Genomic DNA, 26,185 nt, shown 5'->3' with positions numbered 1-26,185 from the left:
ATCCCGTACAGGCCGGGCAGCGCCGCCGCCGCCAAGATTCAGGTGGGCACATACGCCCAGGGCCCGGAGGCCGCGGCCGCCGCCAAGCAGGCGTGGAGCGCGGACACGCGGCAGACCACCGCCATGCGGCTGGGTGCGCTCGCCGCGCAGGCGGCCGTGTACAGGCCCATCACCAGCGCCAGGGCGGTGAAGATGCCAAGAATCATGCCCTGGAGCAGTATCTCGACAAGCACCAGCAGGCGCGCCGTCAAAATCTTCTGCCCGTCGGCCAGGAGCATCGCGGAGAGCGCGACGGCGGTACCGTCCGTGTTCTGGTCGGTGTAGACCATGACGGCCTTGCCCGACTCCTTGTCGATGGCCAGGTGCGTCATGTACTCCATCGTGGTGCCGCCGTGGTCGATGATCGTGCCCGTCGACGACGTCGGTGTACCAGGTGTAACCGACCTTCTCGCCCGGCAGTTGGAAAGCGGCCAAGACCTCCGCGGGCCACCGCGCCTCCTGTGGGCCGGCCCCGCCGGGGACGGCGCCAGTCAGGACCGCCTGGGCGTAGCGGGTCATGTCCTCCGGGGTGCTCCACACCCCGGCGCCGGCCGGGATGGAGCCCGGGCCGCTGAGCGACTGGCTGCGACGCCCATTGGCCTGGACCCCGTGGATGGCACCGTCGGGAATCTCCGACTGGCCGGCGATGAGGGTCGTGTGCTCCATGCCCAGGGGCGTGAAGAGCCACCCCGAGACATAGGACTCCCAGGACTCGGCCCGTTTGCGGCGCTCGAGCAGCCAGTCGGGGAAGTACGAGCCGGTACGCAACTTGGGAACAGCCACGTCAATGGTCCTAACCCGGGTGTCCAGGTCCCGGTGGCGGTAGCCGTTGCGCTGGGCCCGGTGCTCGGGGCCGGCCTGACCGTACTCGGCGCCGCACACCGCGTCGGCGTCGGCCGACAGCAGGACGTTGACCATGGTCTGCAGCAGACTGCGCATCAGGTCCGGGGAGGCCTGTCCCAGAGCCTGATCGAGGACTCCAGCAGGGCCGACAATGTCAGGAGCGATCATCGCGATGATGCCCTTTCGAGGACTCGGTGGAAGGCCGACTCGAAGAACCACACGGTGACCGCACCCACAACCAATACGAGAGCAAGCCACCGGCAGCTACACCACACCACAGGGCACTACTCTCTGAGACTGCACGCTCTTTTGGAGGACTACCACCAAAGCATCCCGCTGAATGCCCTGGGAATGAAGGCCAACTGGGACGCCGACGAGTTCTGGCAAGAGGCCTTCAAGGCCGGCACCGATCCCAGGTTCTCGCCCGATCAGTACGGGCAGCAAGTAGGGTGACTGCATGGTTGAACTCGTCCTGCTCTGCTTGCCGACCATCGTCTACCTCGTCGTGCAGTCACGCGGGCAGGATCGCAGGTCACGCTTCAGGACCGCACTGGCTCGCACAGGAGTGTCCTGGGGCTCGCCTGCGAGTTACGGCTGGGCGCTGCTCGTACTGCTCCTGCTGATGCCGACGGTGTGGCTCCCTCTTACCCTCATTCCCGCCGGCGTGCAGGAGACGTCCGGGATGTCCCTCGCTCGACTCACCTCAGTGGGAACGGCCATCGGAATCGCGCTTCGGGCCATCGGCGAGGAGGTCTTCTTTCGTGGGCTGCTCGGCGGAGTGCTCATGAGGCGGCTCGGCTTCAAATGGGGCAACCTCCTCCAAGCCATCATCTTCCTCGTGCCGCACATGCCCCTGCTGCTGCTCGACGTACGGCTGTGGCCGCTCCTGCCCGCACAGTTCGCCGCAGGGTGGATGATGGGATGGCTGCGCCACAAGACCGACACTTTCGTCCCCGGTGCCGTGGTGCATGTCATGGTGAATATCGCGGTTGGGCTCATCACCGCCTGACGGCACCTCAGGACGGACGCGGACACACCGCTCCATCCGACCACGCACTGAGACGCTCCAGGGCCCCCAATCGCAGGAACGTCCTCGCCTCAGCCCTGGGCGCGGCGCGCGCGCAGGGCGGCACCCTTGGCGTGGGCGACCTCGCTGAGGTCCGTCTGGAAGGCCCGCATCGCAGCACCCAGGCGGGTGGCCTCCGGCCCCTGACCGGAGGCGAGGATGCGCACCGCCAGCAGCCCGGCATTACGGGCCCCGCCGATGGAGACGGTGGCCACCGGGACCCCGGCAGGCATCTGCACGATGGACAGCAGGGAGTCCATGCCGTCGAGGTACTTCAGCGGCACCGGCACCCCGATCACCGGCAGCTCGGTGACGGCCGCCAGCATTCCGGGCAGGTGGGCCGCTCCCCCGGCGCCGGCGATGATGACCCGCAGCCCCCGCTCGGCAGCGGCGCGCCCGTAGTCGATCATCTCGGCGGGCATGCGGTGGGCGGAGACGACGTCGGCCTCATAGGCCACACCGAAGTCATCGAGGACCTCGGCGGCGGCCCCCATGACCGGCCAGTCCGAGTCCGAGCCCATGACGATGCCGACCACCGGTCGTCCCGCGTCCTCCGCCCCCACCGTCGTTGCGCTGACCTCGCTCATGAATGTCCTCCCTGTCTTCCGTGTACTACCTACTGTGCTCTACCGTGTCCGGCTCAGGCGTCCCCGCGCAGGATGGCGACGGCCCCGCGCGCCTGCTCGACGACGTCGGCGACCTCCTGATCCGGGCCGACCGTCATGGTGACGTGCCCGAGCTTGCGGCCCGCTCGCCACTGCTTGCCGTAGAGGTGGATGCGGGCCTCGGGGTGCGCGGCCATGGCCCGGGCCAGGGCATCAGCCCCCGGCTCGCGCCGCCCGCCGATGAGGTTGACCATGACGGTGGTGGGCGCCGTCGCATCAGTGGCCCCCAACGGCAGGTCGAGAACCGCCCGCAGGTGCTGGGCGAACTGGCTGGTGACGGCCCCGTCCTGGGTCCAGTGCCCGGAGTTGTGGGGACGCATCGCCAGCTCGTTAACGTACAGGCGCGTGGGCTCCCCGAAGGCCTCCACGGCGAAGAGCTCGACGGCGAGCACCCCGGTCACCTCGGCGCGCTCGGCGACCGTGCGGCCGATGAGCTCGGCCTCCTCAATGGCGGCCGAGTCGAGACCGGGTGCCGGCGCCAGGACCTCAGCGCACATGCCGTCCTCCTGGACCGTCTGGGCCACCGGCCACACCGCCACCTGCCCGCTGGGGGTGCGGGCCAGCAGGACGGCGAGCTCGCGAGTGAAGGGGATCGCCTGCTCCACCAGGAGGCTGGTCACCGCCGCCCCGCCGAGGCTGCCTCCCCCGCCGGCCCCACGACCGTCCCCCTGACCCGCTCGGGCGCGGGCTACCGAGGTGATCCACTCGGCCGCCTCGCCCTCGCGCAGCGACTCCGCGCTGCGCACCAGCAGGACCCCGTGGCCGTCGTAGCCTCCACGCGGCGTCTTGAGGACCACGGGCCAGCCGTGCTCGTCGGCGAAGGCCTCAACGGCGTCGGCCATCTGCTCGGCGCCCTCCTGCTGCGGCCCGCCGATCTCCGCCCAGGCGGGCTGCGGGAGCCCGGCCGCGCTCATCATCCGCCGCATGGCGAGCTTGTCGCGCGCCAGGGTCAGGGCCTGCGGGGTGGGCTGGACGCTGACTCCCTCGGACTGGAGCCGCTCCAGGAGGGCCGAGTCCTGGTGCTCGTGCTCGAAGGTGAGGACCGCGGCCCCCTCCCCTGCGAGCCCGTCAGTACCGTCCCCGGCGACGACGGCGCGCACGGCCGCCTCGTCATCTGCGGCCCCGACGGGGGCGTCCGGGGTCACTTGCCCGGTGGACCCGTCCGCGGCCTCCACCAGTGCCCTGAGGTGAATCCCCAGAGCACTGGCCTCCTCCTGCATCATGCGGGCCAGCTGCCCGCCTCCGATCACGGCGACGATGGGTGCGCTCACACCCCAAGGCTACCCGCCCGTCGCTCATCCTCACCGCGCTCGGGTCCAGACCGTAGGGTGGGGGCCGTGACCCCACCCGTCTCAGAGTCCTCCGCGTCCTCCATCGCCCGGCAGGCCCCGCCCTCGCCTCCGACGCACGGCGCCGCCCCGGGGCCGCGCCGCTGGCTCCAGGTCCTGGCGGTCTGGGCAGCGGCAAGCGTCCTGACCTTCGTCATCCTGCGGCTGGGCGCCCAGGACACGCCCGCCACTCCGTGGGCCGGGGCCGCACCGTCCTGGGAGGAGCACCTGCGCTTCTGGGACGCCGGCTGGTACAACCGGATCGTTGAGGAGGGCTACCCGGAGCGCCTGCCCGTGGGCGGCGACGGGCGGGTGACCCAGAACACCTGGGCCTTCATGCCGCTGCTGAGCGCCATGGCCTCCCTGCTGGGCTGGACCGGCTGGTCCTTCTACGTGCGCGCCTCCCTCGTGTCGATCCTGGCCTCGGCGTCGGCGGCGATCGTCATGGACCGCTGGCTCTCACCGCTGACGGGCAGGCGGGCCTCCCTGTGGGCGGTGGCACTGGTCTGGTCCTCGCCGTGCGCCGCGGTTCTCCAGGTCCCCTACGCCGAGTCCCTGGGGCTGGTGCTGGTGGGGCTGACGCTGTGGCTGGCGGGCCGCGGGCGGACACTGGCCGCGATTCCCCTGGCGCTGGTGGCCTGCTTCGCCCGCCCCGTGGGTCTCCCGCTGGGGGCGGCGCTGGGGCTGTGGTGGGCCTGGGAGGTGGCCTGCGCCCGGGGTTGGGTCCCACCCACCTGGTTCTCACACCTTCTGCCGGGTCACGCCCCGCAGGCGCCGGGCGCGCGCCTGCGACTGCTGGCGCTGGCCCTGCTCACCTGTTCGGCGGCCCTGAGCTGGCCGGTCATCGCCTGGCTGGTCACGGGCCGACAGGACGCCTACACCGCCACCGAGACCTCCTGGCGCGGGGCGGACCTGGCGCCCGTCGTGCAGTGGGCGGTCCGCCTGGGCGACTGGGTGGGTCCGCACCTGGGTCCGGCCCTGCTGGTCGTTGTGCTGGTCGCCGTGGGCCTGCTCCTGAGCGCCCCGAGCCTGCGGGCCCTGGGGCCCGCAGCCTGGTTCTGGTGCCTGGGTTACCTGCTCTACCTCCTGGTCTTCTTCGACCCGACGACGTCGGTGCTGCGCCTCCTGCTGCCGCTGGCCCCGGTGGGCTGGGCGCTGGCCGCGGCAGCCGCCACCACCCGCCGGCGGCTGGCTCTGCTGGCGGCCTGCGTCGCCGGCCAGCTGCTGTGGGTCTCGTGGGTGGGGGACCTGGGCAGTGTCAGTGTTCACTGGGTTCCGTGAACCGCCCCAGTTTGCGTGACCTGACTGTGATCGGCATAGGATGCCCGCCATGACGCGCTCCTCCAGCAGCTCCTTGGCCCAGAGGCTCATCGCCATCGTCAAGGAGTTCATGCAGTTCGGCATGGTGGGCGCTGCGGCCTACGTGATCGACGTCGGCCTGTTCAACCTGCTTCAGCACGGCCCCACCGGCTTCCTCTCCGGTCACCCCAACTCCGCCCAGCTGCTGGCGTCCTCGACCGCGACCGTCTTCTCGTGGATTGCGAACCGCTACTGGACCTACCGGGGCCGCACCCAGAAGAACGTCGCCCGCGAGGCCACCCTGTTCGTCCTGGCCAACCTGGGTGGCATAGCCATCACGCAGTTCTGCCTGCTCTTCACCCACCACGTCCTGGGGCTGACATCCCCCCTGGCGGACAACGTCGCGGCCTACGTCGTCGGCTTCGGCCTGGGGACGGCATTCCGCTTCGTCTTCTACCACTACGTCGTCTTCACCGGGCACAAGGACCGCTCCCCCGACAACGACGACGACACCGACAGCACCAACCCTCAGGGGCAGGCCGGCAGTGGTGCTGAGCCTGCCGTTTCCGTCTCGGTTCGTCCCTGACGCCTGACAGGACCGGCGCGGTCGGCTGCAGTCACCGGGGTGCCCGATTCCACAGTCCGGAGGGGATCACTCTCACGGCACGGCCGCCGGGGCACCGTTTAGCCTTGCACGGTGACTGCCCTGACCTCCTTGGCACCGGCGCTGAATCTGCCCGCCGTTCTCCCTTCCGTCCACGCACCGATGCTCGGCCCCAAGTGGCTCGACGCCGCCAACCTCATCACGACAATCGTCGAGTGGTTCGGCCCCTGGGCCATCCTCGGCGTCATGCTCGTCATCTTCGCCGAGACTGGCCTTCTCATCGGCTTCTTCCTGCCCGGAGACTCGCTGCTGTTCACCCTGGGAATGTTCGTGGGCACCGGCCACGTCGGCGTCCACATCTGGGTGGCGGCCCCCCTCGTGTGGATGGCGGCCGTGGCCGGCAACCAGACCGGCTACCTCATTGGCCGCAAGGCGGGACCCGCGATCTTCAACAAGCCCGACTCGCGCCTGTTCAAGCAGGAGTATGTGGACCGCACCTCGAAGTTCTTCGAGCGTCACGGCGGTAAGGCCGTCACCCTGGCCCAGTTCGTGCCGATCGTGCGCACCTTCACACCCGTCATTGCTGGTGTCGGCAAGATGCGCTACCGGCACTTCGTCACCTTCAACGTCGTGGGCGCCACCTTCTGGGCCTTCGGCATCACCTGGCTGGGCTACTTCCTGGGGTCCTTCGACTGGATCCGGGAGAACATCGACACGATGATCCTCGTCATCGTCTTCATCTCGGTGGGGCCGATGCTCGCCTCCGCCATCTCGAAGCTCATCAAGTCCCGCCGTCAGAAGTCCTGACCCGCTTCCCTTCCGTCGCCTCGCCGCAGTGCCGGCGATTGGCGGCGAGTAGTCAGAAGCGACGACGTCGGCCCACCGAGACCAGTGCGCCCTGCGGCAGGACGTTGTTGGGGTCCAGGGACTTGGGGACGGCGTTGAGCAGGATGGAGAAGACGGCCGGGCTGCGCTGGGACAGCTCGATCCGGCCGCCGTCGGCCTCGACGAGGTCCTTGGCCAGGGCCAGCCCGACGCCGGTGGAGCCGTAACCGGAGACGTGCCGCTCGAAGACGTGTGGCGCGATGTCCTCGGCCACGCCCTCCCCCTCGTCGGCGATGTCGATGAAGACCGCGTGGCCGCCGTTGGCGCTGCGCACGCTCACCGAGGTCGTCCCGGCCCCGTAACGCAGGGAGTTCTCGATGACGGTGGCCAGTACCTGGGCCAGGGACCCGGGTGTGGCCAGGACCGGGTGGCTGATCTCGTCGGAGAAGGTGATGGTGCGCCCGGCCTGTTCGAAGGCCGGCTCCCACTCCTCGCGCTGCTGAGCGAAGATGTCCTTGAGGTGAAGGGCTTCCGTGGTCCCGCCCCCGGAGCGGCGCGAGACCTTGAGCAGGTCCTCGACGACGCCGTTGAGCCTCTCGACCTGCTCCAGGCAGGCGTGGGCCTCTGCCCGCACCTCCTCCTCGCCGGCGAGCAGCTCGATCTCCTCCAGGCGTAGCGACAGGCTGGTCAGCGGTGTGCGCAGCTGGTGGGAGGCGTCGGAGGCGAACTGCCGCTCAGCGGCGATGCGCCCGGCCACGCGCTCGGCCGAGCGCACGAGCTCGGCCTGGACCAGGTCGATCTCCTCGATCCCCGAGGAGCGCAGCCTCGGGCGGACCTGGCCGCTGCCGAGCTGCTCGGCCTCGGCGGCCAGGTAGATGAGCGGGGCCGAGATGCGCCTGGAGACCCGGGAGGCCACGACGGAGGCCGCCGTGATCGCGGTGGCGGTGAGCACCAGAACCGTGAGGATGACCGTGCCGATGATGGTGACCCGGTTACCGCTTCCGGCGGAGCGCAACGCGCTGACGATCCAGGCGCCCCCCAGCGGCAGCCCCAGCAGGAGGACAGCCACGGACACCGCCGACATCGTCATCGTCATGGCGTAACGCCGCATGGCACGTCCTCCTTCAGCCCCGATCAGCTCTTCGGGGCGGCTTCGGAACCCGGCAGTCCTCCCGGGAGGCCCTCCCGGTCAGTCCGGTCAGTGGATCAGCCGGCGGTCAGGAGGTAACCGTCCTCCTGGGCCAGCAGAAGCGTGGGCCGCTCCTCGTCGTCACCGAGCTTGCGACGCAGCCAGGTCACGTGCATCTGGAGGGTCTGGGGACTGCCGGTGGGGTCCTCGCCCCAGACCTCCTTGAGGATGTCCTCACCGGAGGTGACCTCCCCGCCGGCGCGCACCAGGACCCGGAGCAGCTCGAACTCCCGGGTCGTCAGCTGCAGCTCGCGCGAGCCGACAAAGGCCCGGTGAGCGGCGACGTCGACCCGGATCTCTCCGGCGCTGAGCTCATCCTCGGTGGCCTCTCCCGAGGCACGACGGACCTGCGCCCGCACACGAGCCAGCAGCTCGGCCAGGCGGAAGGGCTTGGTGACGTAGTCATCGGCTCCGGCATCCAGACCGACGACGAGGTCGGAGTCCTCACTGCGGGCGGTGAGCATGAGGATCGGGATGGTCAGGCCTTGGGCCCGCACCTGACGGGCCACGTCCAGGCCGTCGATGTCCGGCAGCCCCAGGTCCAGGACGATGATGTCAGCGGCCGAGACCTCCTCGAGGGCGCCTTTACCGGTGCCATGAGTCAGGACCTCGTAGCCCTCACGTCCAAAGGCTCGGGCGAGGGGTTCAGAGATGGCAGGATCGTCTTCGACGAGCAGAACAGTTGTCACATCCGCGATGTTAGGTGACGACACACCCCCACCGCCATCGTCCCAGAGGTGGAGAAGATACCAAGACGTGACCACGTCGGAGACGGCGGCTCCCCCTCGCGCTCACACCCAGAACACGTTTCGGCGAGGATACCGCGGAAAACCTCGTGCTCGAGGGCTCCCTTCACAAGCCGAACGGACAGAAAATCACGAGATGGTAACGGAACAACGGGTCCGAGTCAGGGCCGGGTCGGCGAGGTCCGTTCCAGTGACCAGGGCACGATCTGACCCAGCCCCTTGGCCACCACCTCATGGCACTGTCCCACCCGGTAGCGCCCCGCCTCGGGCGAGCGGAGGATGGCCATGGCGGTGGACTCGTCCAGGCGGATGCTGCCGGGTTCGGCCGCGTCCACGAGCCGGGAGGCCAGGTTGACGGTGGGGCCGAAGACGTCCCCGGAGCGGGAGATGACCCGTCCCTCGACGAGACTGGCCCGAACCCGAATCGCATCCGGTCCCTTCTGGAGCTCATCGACCAGGGCGGTGACGACGTCGGCGGCGATCAGCAGGTCGTCGGAGATGTACATGACGGCATCCCCGATCGTCTTGACCACCCGCGCTCCCCGGGAGGTGATGACGTCCCGGGCGGTGTTCTCGAAGCCCTCAAGCATGTGGGTCAGGGCGGCCTTGCTCATGCCCTGCGCGCGCTGGGTGAAGGAGACGATGTCGACGAATCCCAGGGAGCGGATGAGCGGGTACAGGTCGGGGCCGGTGTCCTCTCTGCCCCGGGTCGACACCTCGGCGTCGGTACGTCCCAGGATGGAGACCATGTGGCGGCGCCACACGTAGGTCAGCTGGCGCGACAGAAGCTCCACGAGGCCATCGATGCGGTCAAGGGCGACCAGCCGCGCGGAGGTGTCATCCAGCCCGAGACGCTCACTGAGGTCCGTCACGAAGGTTTCCAGCTCCCACAGGACCAGGCGGTCCATGGTGTAGGACTGGGCCCTGAGGAGCTCGAGCACGCTGGCTGAGGCCAGGGAGGAGTCACTGGTCTCGTCAAGCAGCGCCATGGTGTCTTCAAGCGCGGCGACATCCTGCTCAGTGAAGTGAACCTCATCGGGTTGGACGTCGGCGAAGCCCATGGCGCGCCAGAACTTCTGCGCCACCTCCACACTGGTTCCGGCCCGTTGAGCCACCTCAGTCAGGGTGAGGCTGGGGACCTCTCCCAGCAGCAGGTACTCGTGTCCCGCCAAGGTGGTCCGCTCCGCATGATCCGCCTCAGCGACGGCCTTACCCTCGACACGAGGGGTGCCCTCGTGAGCCCTCTGCACGGCACCACCTCCGACCCCGTGGGAGTCCGGTACGCGCCCCTCGCTCGCTCGGTTGTCTAATGTCACCCCGCTACCGTAGCGCAGATCACACGCCCATGCCTGTTGAGTGACAGACCGCGCAGTACAGCAACGGGTTCGCAGTTCTCACGGCTCCCGATCTTCAGCTCTCCACACGTACGAGAGTCACATCGCCGGCGCGGACCTCGGTGTCACCGTCCCGGGTACGCAGCATGAGGGCGGGGGTGATGTCGGCGGCCAGTCCCCTGATCTCACCGTCAGGAGCCTGGACACTGACCCGCTTCCCCAGGGTGGTCAGCGCCGCGCGCAGCCGGCGCCCGAGCGCACCGCCTGCGGCATCAACGTCCCCACCGGCCTCCTCCCACTGCCTGATGAGCCGGGCCAGCTGGTGACCGATCGCCGTGAGAACGACCTCTGCGGCGTCTGCCGGCGCCGGCCTGTGACCCGCACCGACCGCACCCAGTGTGCGCAGGGAGCCGGCCCATGCCACCGGCAGCTCCTCAGCCGACTGCCCGATGTTGACGCCGATGCCGAGGATGACCATGGGGGCCTCGTCGCGGTCGGCGGGAACCGCGTCGGGCGCGAGCTCGCGGACAGCAGCCCCTTCAGCGGCTTCCGGCGTGACGAGCTCGCTGAGAACGCCGGCGACCTTGCGCGTACCGGCCCAGCCGGGCACTGCGGGCACGGCCGCCGGATCATCGGGCAGGGCGACGACGTCGTTGGGCCACTTGGTCCCCACGCGCCAGGGAAGGTCCTCAACGAGGGGCGCCAGGGCGTCGCGGACGGCCAGGCCACCCAGCAGAGGCAGCCAGCTCAGGCACTCAGCGGGAACGAGGGGCCGCAGCACCACGGAGACCAGGAGGGCACCCCCGTCGTCGGGGGTGACCCAGGCGCGCCCGGACCGCCCTCTACCGGCGGTCTGCCTCAGCGCCCGCAGTGCCGACAGGTGCGACCAGGACTTGCGCTCAGGCCCCATGAGGGCGGCGCGCAGGTCGTCCTGGGTGGAGCCGGTGACGGGAACGGTGTCGAGACGCGAGAAGGGGCTGCCATCGAGGCTCATGGTTCGAGCCTACCGGCCCGTATAGGCTGGCGGCGTGATTCTCCTGGCCTCGAAGTCATCCGGCCGCCTGGCCACCCTGCAAGCCGCCGGCGTCGAGCCGCTGGTGCGAGTCTCTAGCGTTGATGAGGAGACCGTGCTCGGCGAGCTGATCCGCCGGCGCCGCGACGCCGGGCTGCCTGCCCCGAGCGCCGCCGAGCAGGTTCAGGCCCTGGCTCGGGCCAAGGCGCTCGATGTCATGACCTCCACCGACCCGCAGGAGGCCGAGGTGGTTGTGGGCTGCGACTCCATGCTGGAGATCGCCGGTCAGGTCGTCGGCAAGCCGGCCGACGCCGCCCAGGCCCGTGAGCGCTGGCGGATGATGAGCGGAGGCACCGGCACCCTGCACACGGGTCACTTCCTGGTACGCACTGCGGACGGCACCACCGCCGAGGGAGTCAGCTCGGCCACCATCCGTTTCGGCTCCCCGTCCCCGGCCGAGGTCGAGGCCTACATCGCCAGCGGAGAGCCACTGTGGTGCGCCGGGGCCTTCACCATTGACGGCCTGGGCGGCGCCTTCATCGAGGGGATCGACGGCGACCCCCACGGGGTCGTCGGCATCTCCTTGCCACTGCTACGCCGACTTCTGGCCACCCTGGGGGTGGTCTGGACAGACCTGTGGGCGCCGCCACCGGCGACGAAACCGGTTGACGACGCCCACTGATCGTGCGGGCGCGCAGAAGCCTCAGGAGGCCAATGCCGCCGAGATGCCGGAGGAGTCCGGAGCCTGGGCGATGACCCTCATGAGCTCGGCCATGACGACCTGCTGCTCACGGCTGAGGCGGTCGACGACGTGACGGCGCACGCCGTCAAGGTGCACCGGAGCCGCCTCGCGCAGGAAGTCGAGGCCCTGCTGGGTCAGCGTGCAGTTGACACCGCGGCGGTCGGAGTCGCAGGAGCTGCGCTCGACGTACCCCGCACCCTCCAGGCGCCGGACCGTGTGGGTCAGCCGTGAGCGGGAGTGCGAGACGTGCTCGGCGAGAGTGGACATGCGCAGGGTCTGGTCTGGCACCTCCGACAGGCGCACCAGGATCTCGTACTCGTGCATAGAGATGCCGCATCCGGCCTCGAGCTCACGGTTGAGGCGGGCGGTGACGGAGGTGGAGGCCGCCAGGAAGGAGCGCCAGGCGTCCATCTCGATCTCATCGAGTCGGCGGAATCCCTCCTGCTCCAGGGAGCTGTTCTGTCCACAGCCCCCGGCCGACCCCGGACCGCGCTCAGGAGATCCCGCAGCCCCGGCCGCCTCCTGGCTGTAGGTGGCCTCGACGGCTTCCTGATCACTCTGAGTCCACGTCATCTCAACGTCCTCGGCATAGGCCGTCGGTTCTGCCATCGTCCGCTCTGCGGTAATCACCTTTATCGACTCCTCTCAGCACCGACCTGTGGCAGGTCGCGAACTCTCAAGCACGAACTTGTTGATCGCCTTTGGCTTTCATACAAGCGCAACTCCACTTCTTTTTTATCACACTCGGTAGGAGTCTCAGCCCTCCCAGCACAGCGATCCGCAACGTCAGACAACCTTGAGATCACACGGGTTACCCCCACTTTCCGTTGCCGTTGAACAGTTCTGAGAGGGCTACGGCCCCGTAGGAAAACAATTCGGATACTGACTTCATGTCACCTGACATACATCAGTTTGACAATCGAATTACCCATCTTTGTCACGTTATCATCCCCATCGACCGATGATCGGAAGGTGACCGATAATTCATTTCCACGTTCTCATCTCACTTCCTTCAAGACGGTAATGAATCCCCGTCAGAATTCCCTCCAGTAAGCAATCATTATTCCCTCATGAGGCGATAGGAGAATGAACGGCTCCCTCACCACCTTCTGGCGGCGGCCACGAAGGCGGATGGCGTCACCGGCGCCGCAGGACGGGCCGCCGCCCCTGAGCGATGTCTCCGCTGGCGGGGTCGACGGCGAGCGTCGCCCACGGCTCCCCCGCACCGCTCCCGGACTCAGGGACATCGGCAGAACCAATGAATACCAGGTCTGTCTGCCGTAAAGGCGAAGACTGGACGAGTGCGAGACTGATCGCTCCGAGCAGCAGGCCGTGAGCAACGACCTCACCGGAACCGGCCGACAGCCCCGCCTCAGTCGCTCTTCCGGGCAGGAGATGGATGGGGTTCCGGTCTCCGCTAGCCTGCGCCCAAGCGGCCACATCAGTGTCAGCGAGCCGGTAGAACACGGAGCCGGACGGCGTATCAAACCCGGTCTCTGGGGCCGTGAGTTTCCTCTTCTCGGCGGCGTCCCGCCCAGGCGGCAGGGTACGGCGGGCGAGCTCGTGGACCACCAGCCAGGGCTGCCCCGTCACCGTGAGCTCGACCGTCGCCTGGATGAGCTCCCACCCCGCACGCTCGACCTGTCGGATCGAGACCCCATCGGGCGCGTCCGTTCCCAGAGCCACCTCGTCTCCCGTAGGCCTCACGCTCATCCGGCAACGGCGGTGCACCAGGCCCTCCCAGGCGGCCTCTCCCCGACAGTCCCGTACCCAACCCTGGACCTGGTGCATGGCCTGCACAGCGGGGAGGATCGCCGTCGCTCCGCGCCGGGCCCGGCGGCAAGCCTGACAGCCGGGGCGTCCGGAGGAGGCCGTTGCGAGCACCCCGTCCAGGACCGCTGCGAGCCGCTCAACGGCGTCGTCACAGGAGCTGGGACTGTTCACCCTGTGATGCTAGGCGCCCATCCCGAGGAGACGACGAAGCCCCGCCGACATCATGTCGACGGGGCTCGCTCCCCGGTCACGGCGCTGGCGACAGGGATCGCTATGCGCTGCTCAGCGGGTCTCGCGGTGCTCGGTGTGCTTGCCGCAGCGAGCGCAGAACTTGGCGATGCTGAGACGGTCGGGGGTGTTCCGACGGTTCTTCTTGGTGATGTAGTTGCGCTCCTTGCACTCCGAGCAGGCCAGAGTGATCTTGGGGCGAACGTCGGCGGACTTGCTGGCCACGTTTGTCTCCTCGTGTCGATCCTCGAGCATGCGACGGAGCGCTGTACTCGAAAGCTTGCGTAGCGGGGGAGGTACTCGAACCCTCGACCTCACGATTATGAGTCGTGCGCTCTAACCAGCTGAGCTACCTCGCCATAGGAACACAATGGGGGCCAGTGGCCCCCGCTGTGAGAGCCCCGAAAGGGAATCGAACCCTTGACCTTCTCCTTACCATGGAGACGCTCTGCCGACTGAGCTATCGGGGCAACGAGCCGAATCCTAGGCAGATCCGAATCGCTCTGGCAATTCGTTCCGCCGTGGCTTCGCTCACTGCGGTCCTCGCCGGGCGGCGAGGTGCGATCCAAGTGATCGCCGTGGCGGGTGAGGGATTCGAACCCCCGTAGCATAACGCGGCTGATTTACAGTCAGCTCCCATTGGCCGCTCGGGCAACCCGCCTTGGCTCCGCGCTCCGACCCCTCGGTCATCGCTTGGCGCCGTGGAAGAATAGCAAGGCAGCGGCGCGAAACGCCAATCGCCCCCGTAGGACCCTCCTCACAGAACAACCCACCTAGACTCGGGTCGACTGAGGTCCCCACCCCGGAAAGGACTGCGCCATGGCCAACGACTCCTCCTTCGACGTCGTCTCCCGCCTCGACCGCCAGGAGGTGGACAACGCCGTCAACCAGTGCGCCAAGGAAATCTCCCAGCGCTACGACTTCCGCGGCGTTGACGCCTCCGTGAGCCTGTCGGGCGACACCATCACCCTGGAGGCCAACACGGCCGAGCGGGTCCTGGCGATCCTGGACGTCCTGGAGTCCAAGCTCTTCCGCCGCGGCGTCTCCCTCAAGGCCCTGGACCTGGGGGACAAGGAGCCGCGCCCCTCGGGCAAGATCTACCGCCTGGCCTGCCCGCTGCGTGAGGGACTCACCCAGGAGGTGGCCAAGAAGATCACCAAGGCGATCCGTGACGAGGGCCCCAAGAGCGTCAAGGCCACGATCCAGGGCGACGAGGTGCGCGTGGCCTCCAAGTCCCGCGACGACCTCCAGAGCGTCATCGCCCTGCTGAAGAACCTCGACGTCGACGCCGCCCTCCAGTTCGTCAACTACCGCTGAGTCGGGCCAATGCCGGTGCGGTCCGCCCCACCCACGGCCAGCGGCCACCTTCTCAAGCACCTGACGCTCATCGTCGTCGCTCTCGCCCTGCTCATCGTCGTCGCGGTGGGAGCCATGGCGGTGGGCCGGGCGATGCTCTCACCCGGCACCGTCATCGACGCCCTGTGGCAGCTGGTCACCGGCGACGGCGACACCCCCCTTGTCGCTCGCAACATCGTGCTCAACGTCCGCCTGCCCCGCGTGGTGGCCGCCGCCATGATCGGGGGTGCTCTCGCGATCTCCGGGACCGCCTACCAAGGCCTGTTCCGCAACCCCATGGTCTCTCCTGACATCCTGGGGGCGAGTACCGGCGCCTCCTTCGGCGCGGCCCTCGCGCTGCTGCTCTCCCTGGGGAACATGCCGGTTCGAGCATCAGCCTTCGCCGGAGGACTCGCGGCAGTCTTCATCACCTACGCAGCGGCCCGATACATCGGACGCGGGAGCAGCCAGGTTCTGTTGCTGGTCCTGTGCGGCATGATCGTCTCGGCCCTCTTCCAGGCCTTCGTCTCAGCGATCAAGTACACGGCGGATCCTGATTCCAAGCTCCCGGAGATCACCTACTGGCTCATGGGCTCCATCGCCAAGGTGACATGGAGCGATTTGAGGCTCTTCGCCATCCCCTTCGTCCTGGGAGTCGTCCCGCTCCTGACCCTGAGGTGGCGCTTCAATATCCTGGCCTTCGGCGATGAGGAGGCGGAGTCGCTGGGGGTCAACGCCGCTGCGCTGCGGCTGGTCAGCATCGTGTGTGCGACCCTGCTGACCGCTTCCTGCGTGGCGATCTCAGGTGTTATCGGCTGGGTTGGCCTCATCATGCCGCACGTGGTGCGCTTCATCGCAGGCCCGGACAACCAGATCGTCGTCCCCCTGTCCGTCATCCTGGGCGGAGCATTCCTCATCGCAGTTGACACCGCCTGTCGCTCACTGATGCCCCCTGAGATCCCGCTGGGCATCCTCACCAGCATCATTGGAGCCCCACTGTTCTTCCTCATCCTTCTGCGCACCCAGCAAGGAGACCGACAGTGAGGCGTCCCGAGGACCGGGCACGAAACACGCGAGACCCTATGCCCTCCGAGCACCCCACCATCACAGCGCGCAATCTGTCCTGCGGCTACCACCGACACGCCATCCTGACCGGAGTCGACCTGGAGGTCAGCACTGGCGAAGTGCTCTGCCTCCTGGGGCCCAACGGCGTTGGGAAGACGACCCTCTTCCGGACCCTGCTAGGCCACCTGTCACCTGTCGCGGGGCGGGTGGAGATCGGTGGTCGTGAGCGCTCCTCACTCTCCCGCCGTCAGATGGCCCGCTACATCGCCTACGTCCCCCAGCTGCACGAGCCGCCGTTCGCCTTCACCGTGTTCGACGTCGCCCTAACGGGCTGCGTCTCACGTCTGGGTCTGCTCGACTCCCCCTCCCGTGAGGACCGCGAGCGCACCGAGGAGGTGTTGACAAGACTGGGAATCGCCCACCTGTCCGCGCGCCCCTTCACCGAGCTCTCCGGCGGCGAGCAGCAGATGGCGCTCATCGCCCGAGCCCTGGTCCAGGACGGGAGGATCCTGGTCATGGACGAGCCTGCGGCAGCCCTCGACCTACGCAACCAGGCAACGGTTCTGCGCTGTGTACGAGACCTGGCCGATGAGCGCCACGGAGTTCTCATGACCTCGCACAACCCGGATCATGCCTTTCTGGTAGCGACTCGGGCGGTCCTCGTCACCCGGAACCGGGAGATTCTCTCCGGCCCAGTCAACGAGGTACTCACCGAGGAGAATCTCCAGGCCGCTTACGGCACACGAGTGCAGGTCCTGGAAACCACGAGTCCCGACGGCGAGGCCGTCCGTACCTGCATCCCGACACTCGAGCTCAGCTGAGACCTCGCGTCGTCGCCGACCACGAATCTCCTACTTCATATTCTATCCTTATAGAAGGTTGATGAATAACTCCATCAATCACCGCAGTCCTCCACTTCTTAGGAGCATTCATGACTTCGCTGCGTTCGTCATCCCCCCCCTCAACTACCTTCTCATCACCCTCCCGCCGGGACCTGCTCAAGCTCGCCGGCGCCGGGGCCGGGAGCGCCGTCGGGCTGAGCCTGCTGGCGGCCTGCGGCTCCAAGTCCTCCACATCCTCCAAGGCGACAGGGAGCAGCAGCGCCTCTGCCGGCACCCAGACCATCACTGACATGGCAGGCAAGCAGGTCGAGGTGCCCACGAATCCGACCGCCTACGCGGACGGCTGGTATGCCCACAACGAGGTGACGATCATGCTCACCGGAGCCAAGGGGCTTGTCGCCACGCACTGTGATCCCAAGAAGTTCCCCTGGATGTACAAGGTCTGTCCGAACATGTCAAAGGCAACCTCGACTTTCGGGGACGACTTCAACTTCGAGGACCTGGCGGCGCTGAATCCCCAAGTCATCTTCGACTCCAAGGAGACGCTGCGGGATAAGGCCAAGGAGGTCGGCATCCCGGTGGTCAACTGCATGTTCCAGACCTATGAGGACATGAAGAAGTCCATCACGATGACGGCACAGGTCTTCGGCGGGGACGCCCCTAAGATCGCCGAGAAGTACAACGCCGAGCTGGATCAGACGGTCAAGGACGTCAAGGCGAAGACCGACGGTCTGAGCGATGAGCAGCGCCCCACGGTGATGCACGGCAACAGCGTCTACACCCTCAACCTCGACGGTACCGGAACCATCATTGACGAGTGGATCAAGACTGCCGGCGGGAGGAATGCCGTCACCGAGACGACATCCTCCGCCAACGCCCAGTTCACCATGGAACAGATCCTCGCCGGGGACCCCGACGTCATCATCACCGGAAAGGCCGGGGAGGCCGAGAAGATCCTCGCCGATCCGAACTGGGCGAGTATCAAGGCCGTCCAGAACCAGAAGGTCTACGTCAACCCCAAGGGCGTCTTCGGCTGGGACCGTTACGGTGTGGAGGAGCTTCTGCAGGTGCAGTGGGTTTCTGCCCTCCTCCACCCGGATCTCTTCCCCGACCTCAAGATCGAGGAGAAGGTGAAGACCTTCTACAAGACCTATCTCAACTACAGCCTCACCGACGACGAGGTGAAGCTCATCATGGCGGGCAAGGATCCCCAGTAACGTCCGGAGCTCTCACCGGCGGCTAGGCCGACAGGAGGGTGAGAACCGCCTTGACGCGGCGATGGACGGCGGCGTCGGGCAGCAGGCCGAGCTTGGCGAAGATCCGCTGGGTGTGCTTCTCCACGGCCCCCTCGGTGACCACCATGATCTTGGCGATACCGGCGTTGGTACGCCCCTCGGCCATGAGGGCCAACACCTCCCGCTCACGGGGCGTGAGCTCGGTGAGCGGGTCGTCGCGCCGGCCTCGCTGGAGGACCTGGGAGACGACGTCGGGGTCCAGGACGAGCTCGCCGCGCGCCACCCGCTCGACCGCGCCGAGGAAGGCGTCGATGTCGCCGACCCGGTCCTTGAGGAGGTAGCCCAGGGCGCCTCCGCCGTCGGCCAGGAGGTCGGGCAGGTAGCCGGCGACGACGTACTGGCTCAGCAGCAGGATGGGTGCACCCGGCCACTGGGCGCGGATGCGCGTGGTGGCGCGCAGGCCCTCGTCGGTGTGGGAGGGCGGCATGCGGATGTCGGCGACGACGACGTCGGGCCGCAGCCGCAGGGCCTCCTTCACGAGCGCCTCGCCGTCCCCCACTCCCCCGACGACCTCGTGGCCGCCGTCGGCCAGGATGAGTGCCAGTCCCTCGCGCAGGAGGACGGAGTCATCAGCGATCAGAACGCGCACGGGATTCTCGCCTCCAGTGTGGTCGGTCCGCCGGTCGGGGACGTGATGGTGAGCCTACCGTCGACCCCGTTGAGGCGCTCGACCAGGCCGGCCAGGCCGTGTCCCTTGGCGGTCGAGGCCCCACCGATGCCGTTGTCACTGATCCTCACGAGCAGGGCGCCGTCGACGACGCGGGCATCGACGCCTGCGGCCGTGGCCCCGGAGTGCTTGTTGAGGTTGGCCAGCGCCTCACTGACCACGAAGTAGGCGGCCTGGGAGACGTGGTCGGGCAGGTCCGGCAGCTCGGTGCTCACGGTGACGGGGACGGAGGAGCGGGTGGCCGCCTCGGTGATGGCGGCCACCAGGCCCCGGTCGATGAGGACCGGTGGAGCGATGCCGCGGGAGAGCTGGCGCAGCTCGTCAAGGGTCTGCTGGGTCTGCTCCATGGCGCCCTGGATGATGGCCGACGCCGCCGCCGGGTCCTTCTCGGCCTGCCTGTGGGCGCGGGCCAGGTCCATGCGCAGGCGCACGAGGCGCTGCTGGGGGCCGTCGTGGATGTCGCGCTCCAGGCGGCGGCGGGTGTCGGCCTCGGCGCGCTGGACGGCGGCCCGGGAGGTCTGGAGGCGGCTGACCTCGCTGCGCCAGGAGAGCATGGCGCGGCTGAGCCCCGTCTGCATGGCGGCCAGGCCCCGCAGGACGAAGGGGGCGATCAGGGAGAAGACGATGCCGCAGGTGAGGTTGAATCCAATGTCCCAGAGCAGCTCCGGCTGCAGGCCCAGAAGATGAGCCAGTCCCTGACGCTGCTGTCCCATGGTCGGATCGAGGACCAGGTCAAGAATGATGTCGGCGATGGGGGCGAGGAGACCTGCCACGGCCAGGGCCAGCCACACAACGCTGATGATCCAGGTGATCAAGGAGACCGGGAAGTAGATGACGGCCCACAGCAGGTCCATCCAGCGCTGGGGGTCGCGCAGGCGCCGGAAGAGCCGACGGCGCACAGGGGCTCCCGGCTCGGACTCGAGGTATCCGCCGGGCACCGGCTCGCGCCCGTCCACGCGCGCCATGGCGAGGCGGGCGATGTTGGCGAAGCCCCCGGCGATGCTCAGGTCGATGATGAGCACCAGCAGCCCCACCCAGATGATGGTGGTGACCACACCGAGGGCGGTCAGCGGCACGATGACGCAGAAGGCGAGCAGGCTCAGTGGCCCGCTGAGGAGGAGAAAGGCGGCGTCCCTGCCGAACTGGCGGTAGCGCACGGCCCATGCTGATCTGTTCATGCCTCATATCCTCCTCAAGGCCGGAATCGCGCCCAATCCTGCCACCTGGCGGGGCCGTGGTGGGGCTAGCCCGACACCGCCCTGAGGCGGGCGGCTCAGTCCACGAGTCGGGCGGTCAGGCTGCGGGCGAGATCGTCGGCCCATCTGCCGTAGCGAGCCTCGCCGGGGCGGCTGAGGCAGTACAGGAGGTTGCCCAGGCGGTCGAGGAGCTCGTAGGCGTCGCGGCGCTCCAGCAGCCGTTGCGGGTCGGTGGCACTGGAGTCCTGCGCGAGCCGCGAGCGCCGCGAGCGCCGCGAGTACCGCGAATATTCAGTGACGAAGGCGGCGACGTCGTCGGACGTCATGGGCAGGTACCAGGGGCCGCCGGTCACCCGGCCCCCGATGAGGGCCAGGTCCTTGGCGGTGTCGCCGGGCCCGGACCACTCGAAGTCGATGAGTCGTGGCAGGCCGTCGGGGCCGAGGATGACATTGGTGGCGACGGCGTCGCCGTGGATGAGCCGGTGGGTGGGGACCGCCTCGAAGGCCGGGGCGAGGCGGGTAAGCTCGCGGCGCCAGGCGGGCAGGAGCGCGCGGACGCGAGGGTCGGTGAGGGTCTGCGGATGGTGCTCTCCCCACCAGGTCGCCAGCTCCTCCCCCTGCTCGTCGGCGCTCGGCACGAAGGCGGCCGACGGCGCGGGACCGGCAGCAAGGGCATCGTGCAGGCGGGCGATCTGGTGTGCGAGGGCGGTGGCGAGCCGTGGATTCCAGTCGGTGGCGCGCAGGGCCCGGCCGGGGACGTGGGTGGTCACCATGTAGGGGGTGCCCAGCGGGTTGTCGCTGCCGGTCTCCAGGGCGACGGCGCTGGTTCCCAGCTCGGGTGGGACGCGTCTGAGGGCCTCGAACTCGGTCTCCAGGGGGCGGGGCATGTCATGGGGCGGGCGTCGTGGAAGGCGCAGAACCCGGGTCTGCTCCCCGGAGCCGATTCGCCAGGCGGTGTAGCTCTCGCCGGCCCCCAGCCGCTCGACCGGTCCGGCCGTCACGCCGCGCAACTCACCGGCGTCGACGGCGGCCTTGATGCGTGGGGCGATGTCGTCATCGGTTCCGGTAGGAGGTGGAGCGTCCACTCCCCTGTCCATCGTCATCGGGTTCCGTCCGCGGGGCGGAGGCCGACGATGGCCCGGGCGGCCTCGGTGGCGGTGAGCCGGGCGGTGTCCAGGTGGAGGTCGGCCTCGGGCCAGGGGGCGTAGTCGCGGCGTTCGACAGCCCGCCAGTCCGGCAGCTCGAGGCCCTCGATGTCGCTGACCCGCTGCTGGACCCGGCGACGGTGCTCGGCCTTATCGGAGCAGACGATCTCGACGGCGAGAAACCGGCAGCCCAGGGCTGAGGCGGTCTCCTCCCACAGGCGACGGGTGAGGGACAGCGGGTTGACGCACTCGACAAGAACGTCACCGCCCGAGGTCAGGACGTCCCGGGCCACAGCGGCGGCCACGTAGTATCCGGCGCCCGCGGGCATGCCGGGGAGCATCTCGTTGCTGTCCCGCAGGGCCTGCTCGATGGAGTCGATGCGCAGCCAGGTCGGCGGTCCGGCCTGCGACTCAGCGCGCAGGCGCAGGACCTCCCGGCACACGGCGGTCTTACCGACCGCCGGCAGCCCGCCGACGACGGTCAGGGGCATCCCGTCAGTACCCGGCCATCTGCTCGAGGCGGGCGATGCGCTTGTCCATGGGCGGGTGGGTGGAGAACAGGTTGCGCAGACTCCCGAAGGGGTTGGCGATCATCATGGAGGAGACCGGTTCGAGGCGCGGGTCCTGTCCCATGGGCACGCGTGAGATGCCCGACTCAAGCTTGCTGAGCGCACTGGCCAGGGCGAGCGGGTCCTGGGTGAGCTCGGCGCCGTCGTGGTCGGCGTCGTACTCGCGGGTCCGGGAGATGGCGAACTGGGTGATGGCGGCGGCCAGGGGCGCCAGGAGGGAGAGCAGCAGGACGGCAATGATGTTGCCGCCGTCCCGGTCGCGCCGGTTGCCGCCGCCGAACCACAGGGCCATGGTGGCCAGCGAGGAGATGACGCCGGCGATGCCCGCGGCCACCGAGGAGGTGAGAATGTCGCGGTTGTAGACGTGGGAGAGCTCGTGGCCCAGGACGCCGCGCAGCTCGCGCTCGTTGAGGAGCTGGAGGATGCCCTGCGTGCAGCACACGGCGGCGTGCGAGGGGCTGCGGCCGGTGGCGAAGGCGTTGGGGCTCATCGTGGGGGCCACGTAGAGGCGCGGCATGGGCTGGCCGGCAGCGGCGGAGAGCTCACGCACGATGGCGTACATCTGGGGCTGCTGGGCCTCGGTGACCTCGATGGCGCCCATGGAGCGCACCGCGATCTTGTCGGAGTTCCAGAAGCCGTAGGCGGTCTGCGCCAGGCCGATGACCGGCGCGATGACCAGCCAGATGGCAGAGCCGGTCCCCCGGGCCAGCGCGTAGCCGAGCAGGAGAAGCAGGCTCCACATGCCGCCCAGGAGGACGGCGGTCTTGAGACCGTTGTAGTGGTGGGTCCTTGTCATGGGTGGAGACTATGGGATGAACCTGTGTCTGACCTATGTCTGCTGGCGCGGGACCACTCGCGCGGCGATGAGGCCGCAGTCCAGGCAGCGCAGGGCATCGCGGAAGTCGTCGGGGTCGAAGGTGGTTCCTGGCGCCTCACGCGCGAGGGTCCAGTACTCCCCCGTCGAGTCCTGGACCGCGTACCCGGTGTCGCGGAAGCCGGAGCGCTCGTAGAAGGAGAACCGACGGCGTCGCTGCTCGGCGTTGTCGGCCTCGGCGACGACGGGCTCAATGTCCAGGACGATGGTGCAGCCGGGGTGACGACGCTCGAGCTCGGCCAGGAGGCGAGTGCCCAGGCCCCGGCCGCGGGCGGCGTCGTCGACGGCGAGGTAGAAGAGGTAGAGCAGGTGGGAGCCGGGGCGGCGCACGGTCCAGGTCAGGGCGACGGGGTCCGGGCGGGCCGCACGGGTCGGTCCGGCGGGCTGGTCCCACCAGGCGACGAGGTCGACGCCGCGCCGTAGGCTGAGCAGGTGGATGAGCGCCCAGGGAAGGCGCTCATCCTCGGGGAAGGCACGCAGGTAGAGGTCACGCGCCCAGCGGTTGGTTCCGCCGGCGAAGCGGATGCGGCGGGTTCTCATCGCTCAGCTCAGCAGGTCGGCGACGTCGGCCGCCGGGAGGTTCAGGGCCTGGCCGACCCCGGCGGTGTAGAGCGACCCGGCATGAGTGCTCAGGCCGCGGGCGAGGTCGGGGCGCGCCGCGATGGCGCCGCACCAGCCCTCATCGGCCAGGGCCAGGGCGTAGGGCAGGGTCGCGTTGGTCAGCGCGTAGGTGGAGGTGTGCGGGACGGCTCCGGGCATGTTGGCCACGCAGTAGAAGATCTTGCCGTCCACCTCGAAGGTGGGCTCGGAGTGGGTGGTGGGGTGGGAGTCCTCGAAGCAGCCTCCCTGGTCGATGGCGATGTCGACCAGCACGCTGCCGGGCCGCATGGTCTCCACCATGGCGCGTGTGACGAGGTTCGGGGTGCGGGCCCCGGGCACGAGGACGGCACCAATGACCAGGTCCGCCCCGGCGCAGGCCTGGGCCACGTCGAGCTCGGTGGAGAAGCGGGTGCGGATGGTCCCGCCGTCGAGCTCCTCGATCCGGCGCATGCGCAGCGGGTCGACGTCGAAGACGGTGACGTCCGCGCCCATGCCGGCGGCGACCCGCGCGGCGCTCAGGCCGGCGGTGCCTCCACCCAGGACGACGACGCTTCCGCGCCGTACTCCGGCGGCGCCGCCCAGCAGGACGCCGGCCCCGCCGTGGGGGCGCAGCAGGGCCTCCGCGCCGACCTGGGCGGCCAGACGGCCGGCGATCTCCGACATGGGCGCCAGGAGGGGCAGGGCGCCGGTGTCGGTCTCGACGGTCTCGTAGGCGATGGAGGTGACCCGCTTGGCGAGCAGCTCCTCGGTCAGGGCCCGGTCGGCGGCCAGGTGCAGGTAGGTGAACAGCAGCAGGTCCGGGCGCAGGGAGGGGTACTCCTGGGCAATCGGCTCCTTGACCTTGAGGACGAGCTCGGAGTCGGCCCACAGGCCGGGGACGTCGTCGGTCATGACGGCGCCGGCGGCGGTGTAGTCGGCGTCGGGGATGGAGGCCCCCTCGCCGGCGCCCGCCTGGATGGTCACGGTGTGACCGCGCAGGGTGAGCGCGTGCACGCCGGCCGGCGTGATGGCGACGCGGAACTCGTTGTCCTTGATCTCGGTGGGAACGCCGATTCGCATGGTTCTGCCTTCGAGGTAGTTGTCAAGGGGTGGTGTGGCGTGTGTGGGTCGGGGCCGACGGCGGAGCCAGACAGCCCCGACCCAGTCAGCTCAGTCGGCCAGACGATGGGCGACGCGCTCGGGGACGCGGCCCGCCTCGGGCTGGCCGATGAGGTCCTCGGGAACCTCGGTGGAGCGGGAGATCGCGGTCATGGCGTCACGGGAGACGACCTTGACGCGCTCGCGCGGCTTGGAGGCCCCTCCGGTGACGACGACCTCGCCGTAGTCCTCGCCGAGCTCACGCTCGTAGGCGTCCAGCAGCTCCCAGCCTTCCCAGTTGGTGAAGGGGATGCCGCGGGACTCCAGCAAGGCGATGATGGCGTCGTGGCCGACCTGGGCCTCGTCGCTGGTCTCGGCGTGCAGCAGGCCGGCGTTGGCGTCGGCCACGAGGTTGGTGATCGTCTCCTGCGCGTCGGACTTGGTGGAGCCGATGAGGCCCACCGGGCCGCGACGGATCCAGCCGGTGGCGTACAGGCCGGTCAGGGGCTTGCCGTCCTCGCCGAGGACACGGCCGCCCTCGTTGGGGACGACGTGCCGCTCGGTGTCGAAGGGCAGGCCCTCGATGGCGCTGGAGGCGTACCCGACGGCGCGGTAGACGGCCTGGACGGGCCAGTCGCGGTACTCGCCGGTGCCGGTGACGTTGCCGTCGCCGGTCAGGCGGGTGCGCTCGGTGCGCAGGCCGACGACGTGACCGTCGTCGTCGGTGAGGACCTCGTGGGGGGCGGAGAAGAGGTGGATGTGGATGCGGTGGGAGGCGGTGAGGTCCTCCGGCTCCTGCATCGCGTACCCCTCGAGGGCCTTGACGACCTGGCGCTGCTGGTTGGAGGAGGCCAGCGCCGCCTGCGAGCCCTCGTCGTACTCGAAGTCCTCCTCGTCGACGATGACGTCGACGTCGGGCTGCTTTCCGAGCTCGCGCAGCTCCAGCGGGGTGAACTTCACCTGGGCTGGGCCGCGGCGGCCGAAGACGTGCACGTCGGTGACCGGGGACTGCTGGAGGGTGGCGGCCACGTTCGCGGGGATCTCGGTGGTCATGAGGTCGTCGGCGTGCTTGGCCAGGATGCGGGCAATGTCCAAGGCGACATTGCCGACGCCGATGACGGCGACCTCCTTGGCACTCAGGTCCCAGGTGCGCGGGTGGTCGGGGTGCCCGTCATACCAGGAGACGAAGTCGGCGCCGCCGTAGCACTCGGGGGCGTCGACGCCGGGGATGTCAAGGGGGGCGTCGGTGTCGGCTCCGGTGGAGAAGATGATGGCGTCATAGTGCTCGTGGAGCTCGGCCACCGAGATGTCACGGCCGACCTCGACGTTGCCGATGAGCCGGATGTCCCCGCGCTGGAGGATCTTGTAGAGGGCCACGATGATCTGCTTGATGCGCGGGTGGTCGGGGGCGACGCCGTAGCGCACCAGCCCGTAGGGCGCAGGAAGCCGCTCGAACAGGTCGATACAGACCTCCATGCCCGACTTCGAGAGGATGTCCGAGGCGTAGATGCCTGCGGGGCCTGCTCCGACGACGGCGACATTGAGAGGACGTGCGTTCACTGTTCTTCGTTCCTGTTTCAGGGGACGTGGACGTGGCACCCGCGTTCCCGCTGCCGGGAGAACCGGTTGATCCGGTCCGGGGCGACGGCGATGACGGCGGGGTACCGCGGCACAGTCTATGGAGGAAGGTGGGGGCTCCCCCAGGGCGCGGGCAATATCTCCGCTTTGAGCCGCGTCACGTCGGGGAGGGGGTGGGGTCGGGTGGGTTGGCTTGGGGATGCGGGTTCGGAGAGGCTGGTTTAGCGGGGCGGGGGCGGGCCGTCCGAA

At 68.9% G+C, this 26,185-nt stretch carries 27 protein-coding genes and 3 tRNA genes; 9 read left to right on the top strand and 21 right to left on the bottom strand.

Going from position 1 to position 26,185, the window contains the following annotated elements:
• Positions 1–1,050: transposase (locus tag HMPREF2883_RS02365; protein WP_256277294.1), on the bottom strand; the 1,050-nt coding region annotated here is incomplete at its 3' end.
• A 289-nt stretch (positions 1,051–1,339) separates the two neighbouring features.
• Here HMPREF2883_RS02365 and HMPREF2883_RS02360 point away from each other — a divergent pair.
• A complete protein-coding gene (locus tag HMPREF2883_RS02360; RefSeq protein WP_070658813.1) occupies positions 1,340–1,891 on the top strand; it encodes a CPBP family intramembrane glutamic endopeptidase in 552 nt (183 codons plus the stop codon).
• 89 nt (positions 1,892–1,980) lie between these two features.
• Here the strand turns inward: HMPREF2883_RS02360 and purE are convergent, their stop codons facing one another.
• On the bottom strand, positions 1,981–2,535 hold the full coding sequence (purE, locus tag HMPREF2883_RS02355) for a 5-(carboxyamino)imidazole ribonucleotide mutase (protein ID WP_070658812.1): 555 nt from the start codon (positions 2,533–2,535) through the stop codon (positions 1,981–1,983).
• 53 nt (positions 2,536–2,588) lie between these two features.
• The gene (locus HMPREF2883_RS02350) at positions 2,589–3,884 is read right to left on the bottom strand and encodes a 5-(carboxyamino)imidazole ribonucleotide synthase (RefSeq protein WP_070658811.1); all 1,296 of its coding nucleotides are present in this window, start codon (positions 3,882–3,884) and stop codon (positions 2,589–2,591) included.
• Positions 3,885–3,950: 66 nt separating this feature from the next.
• On the opposite strand from HMPREF2883_RS02350, the gene HMPREF2883_RS02345 reads away from it, so the two are divergent.
• From HMPREF2883_RS02345 to HMPREF2883_RS02335, 3 genes are all read left to right on the top strand, one after another.
• Positions 3,951–5,222 (top strand): hypothetical protein, encoded by a 1,272-nt coding sequence (locus tag HMPREF2883_RS02345; RefSeq protein WP_083313540.1) that lies wholly within the window; start codon positions 3,951–3,953, stop codon positions 5,220–5,222.
• 40 nt (positions 5,223–5,262) lie between these two features.
• A complete protein-coding gene (locus HMPREF2883_RS02340) occupies positions 5,263–5,826 on the top strand; it encodes a GtrA family protein (protein ID WP_070658810.1) in 564 nt (187 codons plus the stop codon).
• Positions 5,827–5,937: 111 nt separating this feature from the next.
• On the top strand, positions 5,938–6,651 hold the full coding sequence (locus HMPREF2883_RS02335; RefSeq protein ID WP_070658809.1) for a VTT domain-containing protein: 714 nt from the start codon (positions 5,938–5,940) through the stop codon (positions 6,649–6,651).
• Positions 6,652–6,703: 52 nt separating this feature from the next.
• Here HMPREF2883_RS02335 and HMPREF2883_RS02330 read toward each other — a convergent pair whose 3' ends face one another.
• The 4 genes from HMPREF2883_RS02330 to HMPREF2883_RS02315 form a co-directional block, all read right to left on the bottom strand.
• Positions 6,704–7,780: a sensor histidine kinase gene (locus HMPREF2883_RS02330; RefSeq protein ID WP_070658808.1), complete on the bottom strand. Its 1,077-nt coding sequence runs from the start codon at positions 7,778–7,780 to the stop codon at positions 6,704–6,706.
• 95 nt (positions 7,781–7,875) lie between these two features.
• Positions 7,876–8,547, bottom strand: coding sequence for a response regulator transcription factor (locus HMPREF2883_RS02325; protein WP_070658807.1), 672 nt, complete (start codon positions 8,545–8,547; stop codon positions 7,876–7,878).
• 218 nt (positions 8,548–8,765) lie between these two features.
• Complete coding sequence (locus HMPREF2883_RS02320; RefSeq protein WP_070658806.1) at positions 8,766–9,920, bottom strand: adenylate/guanylate cyclase domain-containing protein; 1,155 nt, start codon at positions 9,918–9,920, stop codon at positions 8,766–8,768.
• A 94-nt stretch (positions 9,921–10,014) separates the two neighbouring features.
• The gene (locus HMPREF2883_RS02315) at positions 10,015–10,932 is read right to left on the bottom strand and encodes a biotin--[acetyl-CoA-carboxylase] ligase (RefSeq protein WP_070658805.1); all 918 of its coding nucleotides are present in this window, start codon (positions 10,930–10,932) and stop codon (positions 10,015–10,017) included.
• Between the two features lie 34 nt (positions 10,933–10,966).
• On the opposite strand from HMPREF2883_RS02315, the gene HMPREF2883_RS02310 reads away from it, so the two are divergent.
• Complete coding sequence (locus HMPREF2883_RS02310; RefSeq protein ID WP_070658804.1) at positions 10,967–11,632, top strand: Maf family protein; 666 nt, start codon at positions 10,967–10,969, stop codon at positions 11,630–11,632.
• Positions 11,633–11,653: 21 nt separating this feature from the next.
• On the opposite strand, the gene HMPREF2883_RS02305 is transcribed toward HMPREF2883_RS02310, so the two are convergent.
• The 6 genes from HMPREF2883_RS02305 to HMPREF2883_RS02280 all read right to left on the bottom strand — a co-directional run bounded on the left by HMPREF2883_RS02305 (position 11,654) and on the right by HMPREF2883_RS02280 (position 14,354).
• Complete coding sequence (locus tag HMPREF2883_RS02305) at positions 11,654–12,322, bottom strand: MarR family winged helix-turn-helix transcriptional regulator (protein ID WP_075371216.1); 669 nt, start codon at positions 12,320–12,322, stop codon at positions 11,654–11,656.
• Positions 12,323–12,829: 507 nt separating this feature from the next.
• Entirely contained in the window at positions 12,830–13,636 is an 807-nt protein-coding gene (locus HMPREF2883_RS02300; RefSeq protein WP_070658803.1) for a MaoC/PaaZ C-terminal domain-containing protein, read from the bottom strand.
• A gap of 111 nt (positions 13,637–13,747) precedes the next feature.
• Positions 13,748–13,948: a 50S ribosomal protein L33 gene (rpmG, locus tag HMPREF2883_RS02295; RefSeq protein ID WP_009395479.1), complete on the bottom strand. Its 201-nt coding sequence runs from the start codon at positions 13,946–13,948 to the stop codon at positions 13,748–13,750.
• Positions 13,949–13,978: 30 nt separating this feature from the next.
• Positions 13,979–14,052 (bottom strand) — tRNA-Met (locus HMPREF2883_RS02290).
• 38 nt (positions 14,053–14,090) lie between these two features.
• Positions 14,091–14,163 (bottom strand) — tRNA-Thr (locus HMPREF2883_RS02285).
• Positions 14,164–14,272: 109 nt separating this feature from the next.
• Positions 14,273–14,354: transfer RNA gene (locus tag HMPREF2883_RS02280), tRNA-Tyr, on the bottom strand.
• Positions 14,355–14,512: 158 nt separating this feature from the next.
• Between HMPREF2883_RS02280 and HMPREF2883_RS02275 the strand changes: the two genes are divergently transcribed.
• The 4 genes from HMPREF2883_RS02275 (at position 14,513) to HMPREF2883_RS02260 (ending at position 18,152) form a co-directional block, all read left to right on the top strand.
• Positions 14,513–15,010 (top strand): YajQ family cyclic di-GMP-binding protein, encoded by a 498-nt coding sequence (locus tag HMPREF2883_RS02275; protein ID WP_070658801.1) that lies wholly within the window; start codon positions 14,513–14,515, stop codon positions 15,008–15,010.
• A 9-nt stretch (positions 15,011–15,019) separates the two neighbouring features.
• Positions 15,020–16,072 (top strand): FecCD family ABC transporter permease, encoded by a 1,053-nt coding sequence (locus HMPREF2883_RS02270; RefSeq protein ID WP_070658799.1) that lies wholly within the window; start codon positions 15,020–15,022, stop codon positions 16,070–16,072.
• Positions 16,069–16,914 carry an ABC transporter ATP-binding protein gene (locus tag HMPREF2883_RS02265; RefSeq protein ID WP_081381260.1) on the top strand — a complete coding sequence of 282 codons (846 nt, stop codon included), beginning with the start codon at positions 16,069–16,071 and terminating at the stop codon, positions 16,912–16,914. Before HMPREF2883_RS02270 ends, HMPREF2883_RS02265 begins: the two co-directional genes overlap by 4 nt.
• Positions 16,915–17,024: 110 nt before the next feature.
• On the top strand, positions 17,025–18,152 hold the full coding sequence (locus HMPREF2883_RS02260; protein WP_176747120.1) for an ABC transporter substrate-binding protein: 1,128 nt from the start codon (positions 17,025–17,027) through the stop codon (positions 18,150–18,152).
• A gap of 22 nt (positions 18,153–18,174) precedes the next feature.
• On the opposite strand, the gene HMPREF2883_RS02255 is transcribed toward HMPREF2883_RS02260, so the two are convergent.
• The 8 genes from HMPREF2883_RS02255 to HMPREF2883_RS02220 form a co-directional block, all read right to left on the bottom strand.
• Positions 18,175–18,819, bottom strand: coding sequence for a response regulator (locus tag HMPREF2883_RS02255; protein ID WP_070658795.1), 645 nt, complete (start codon positions 18,817–18,819; stop codon positions 18,175–18,177).
• A complete protein-coding gene (locus HMPREF2883_RS02250) occupies positions 18,807–20,075 on the bottom strand; it encodes a sensor histidine kinase (RefSeq protein WP_070658793.1) in 1,269 nt (422 codons plus the stop codon). The genes HMPREF2883_RS02255 and HMPREF2883_RS02250 overlap by 13 nt, the downstream gene beginning before the upstream one ends.
• A 95-nt stretch (positions 20,076–20,170) precedes the next feature.
• Complete coding sequence (locus HMPREF2883_RS02245; RefSeq protein WP_070658791.1) at positions 20,171–21,190, bottom strand: phosphotransferase family protein; 1,020 nt, start codon at positions 21,188–21,190, stop codon at positions 20,171–20,173.
• A 2-nt stretch (positions 21,191–21,192) separates the two neighbouring features.
• Positions 21,193–21,729 carry a P-loop nucleotide/nucleoside kinase family protein gene (locus HMPREF2883_RS02240; RefSeq protein ID WP_070658788.1) on the bottom strand — a complete coding sequence of 179 codons (537 nt, stop codon included), beginning with the start codon at positions 21,727–21,729 and terminating at the stop codon, positions 21,193–21,195.
• 4 nt (positions 21,730–21,733) lie between these two features.
• On the bottom strand, positions 21,734–22,603 hold the full coding sequence (gene htpX, locus HMPREF2883_RS02235; protein ID WP_070658786.1) for a zinc metalloprotease HtpX: 870 nt from the start codon (positions 22,601–22,603) through the stop codon (positions 21,734–21,736).
• Positions 22,604–22,636: 33 nt separating this feature from the next.
• A complete protein-coding gene (locus HMPREF2883_RS02230) occupies positions 22,637–23,221 on the bottom strand; it encodes a GNAT family N-acetyltransferase (protein WP_070658784.1) in 585 nt (194 codons plus the stop codon).
• A gap of 3 nt (positions 23,222–23,224) precedes the next feature.
• The gene (ald, locus tag HMPREF2883_RS02225; RefSeq protein ID WP_070658782.1) at positions 23,225–24,340 is read right to left on the bottom strand and encodes an alanine dehydrogenase; all 1,116 of its coding nucleotides are present in this window, start codon (positions 24,338–24,340) and stop codon (positions 23,225–23,227) included.
• A 90-nt stretch (positions 24,341–24,430) separates the two neighbouring features.
• The gene (locus tag HMPREF2883_RS02220; RefSeq protein ID WP_070658780.1) at positions 24,431–25,918 is read right to left on the bottom strand and encodes an FAD-dependent oxidoreductase; all 1,488 of its coding nucleotides are present in this window, start codon (positions 25,916–25,918) and stop codon (positions 24,431–24,433) included.
• Positions 25,919–26,185 lie beyond the last annotated feature (267 nt).

Source organism: Actinomyces sp. HMSC075C01, assembly GCF_001812965.1.
GTDB classification, from domain to species: Bacteria; Actinomycetota; Actinomycetes; order Actinomycetales; family Actinomycetaceae; genus Actinomyces; species Actinomyces acetigenes.
The sequence above is the reverse complement of the archived record's forward strand: the minus strand, read 5'-3'. Positions and strand labels throughout refer to the sequence as shown.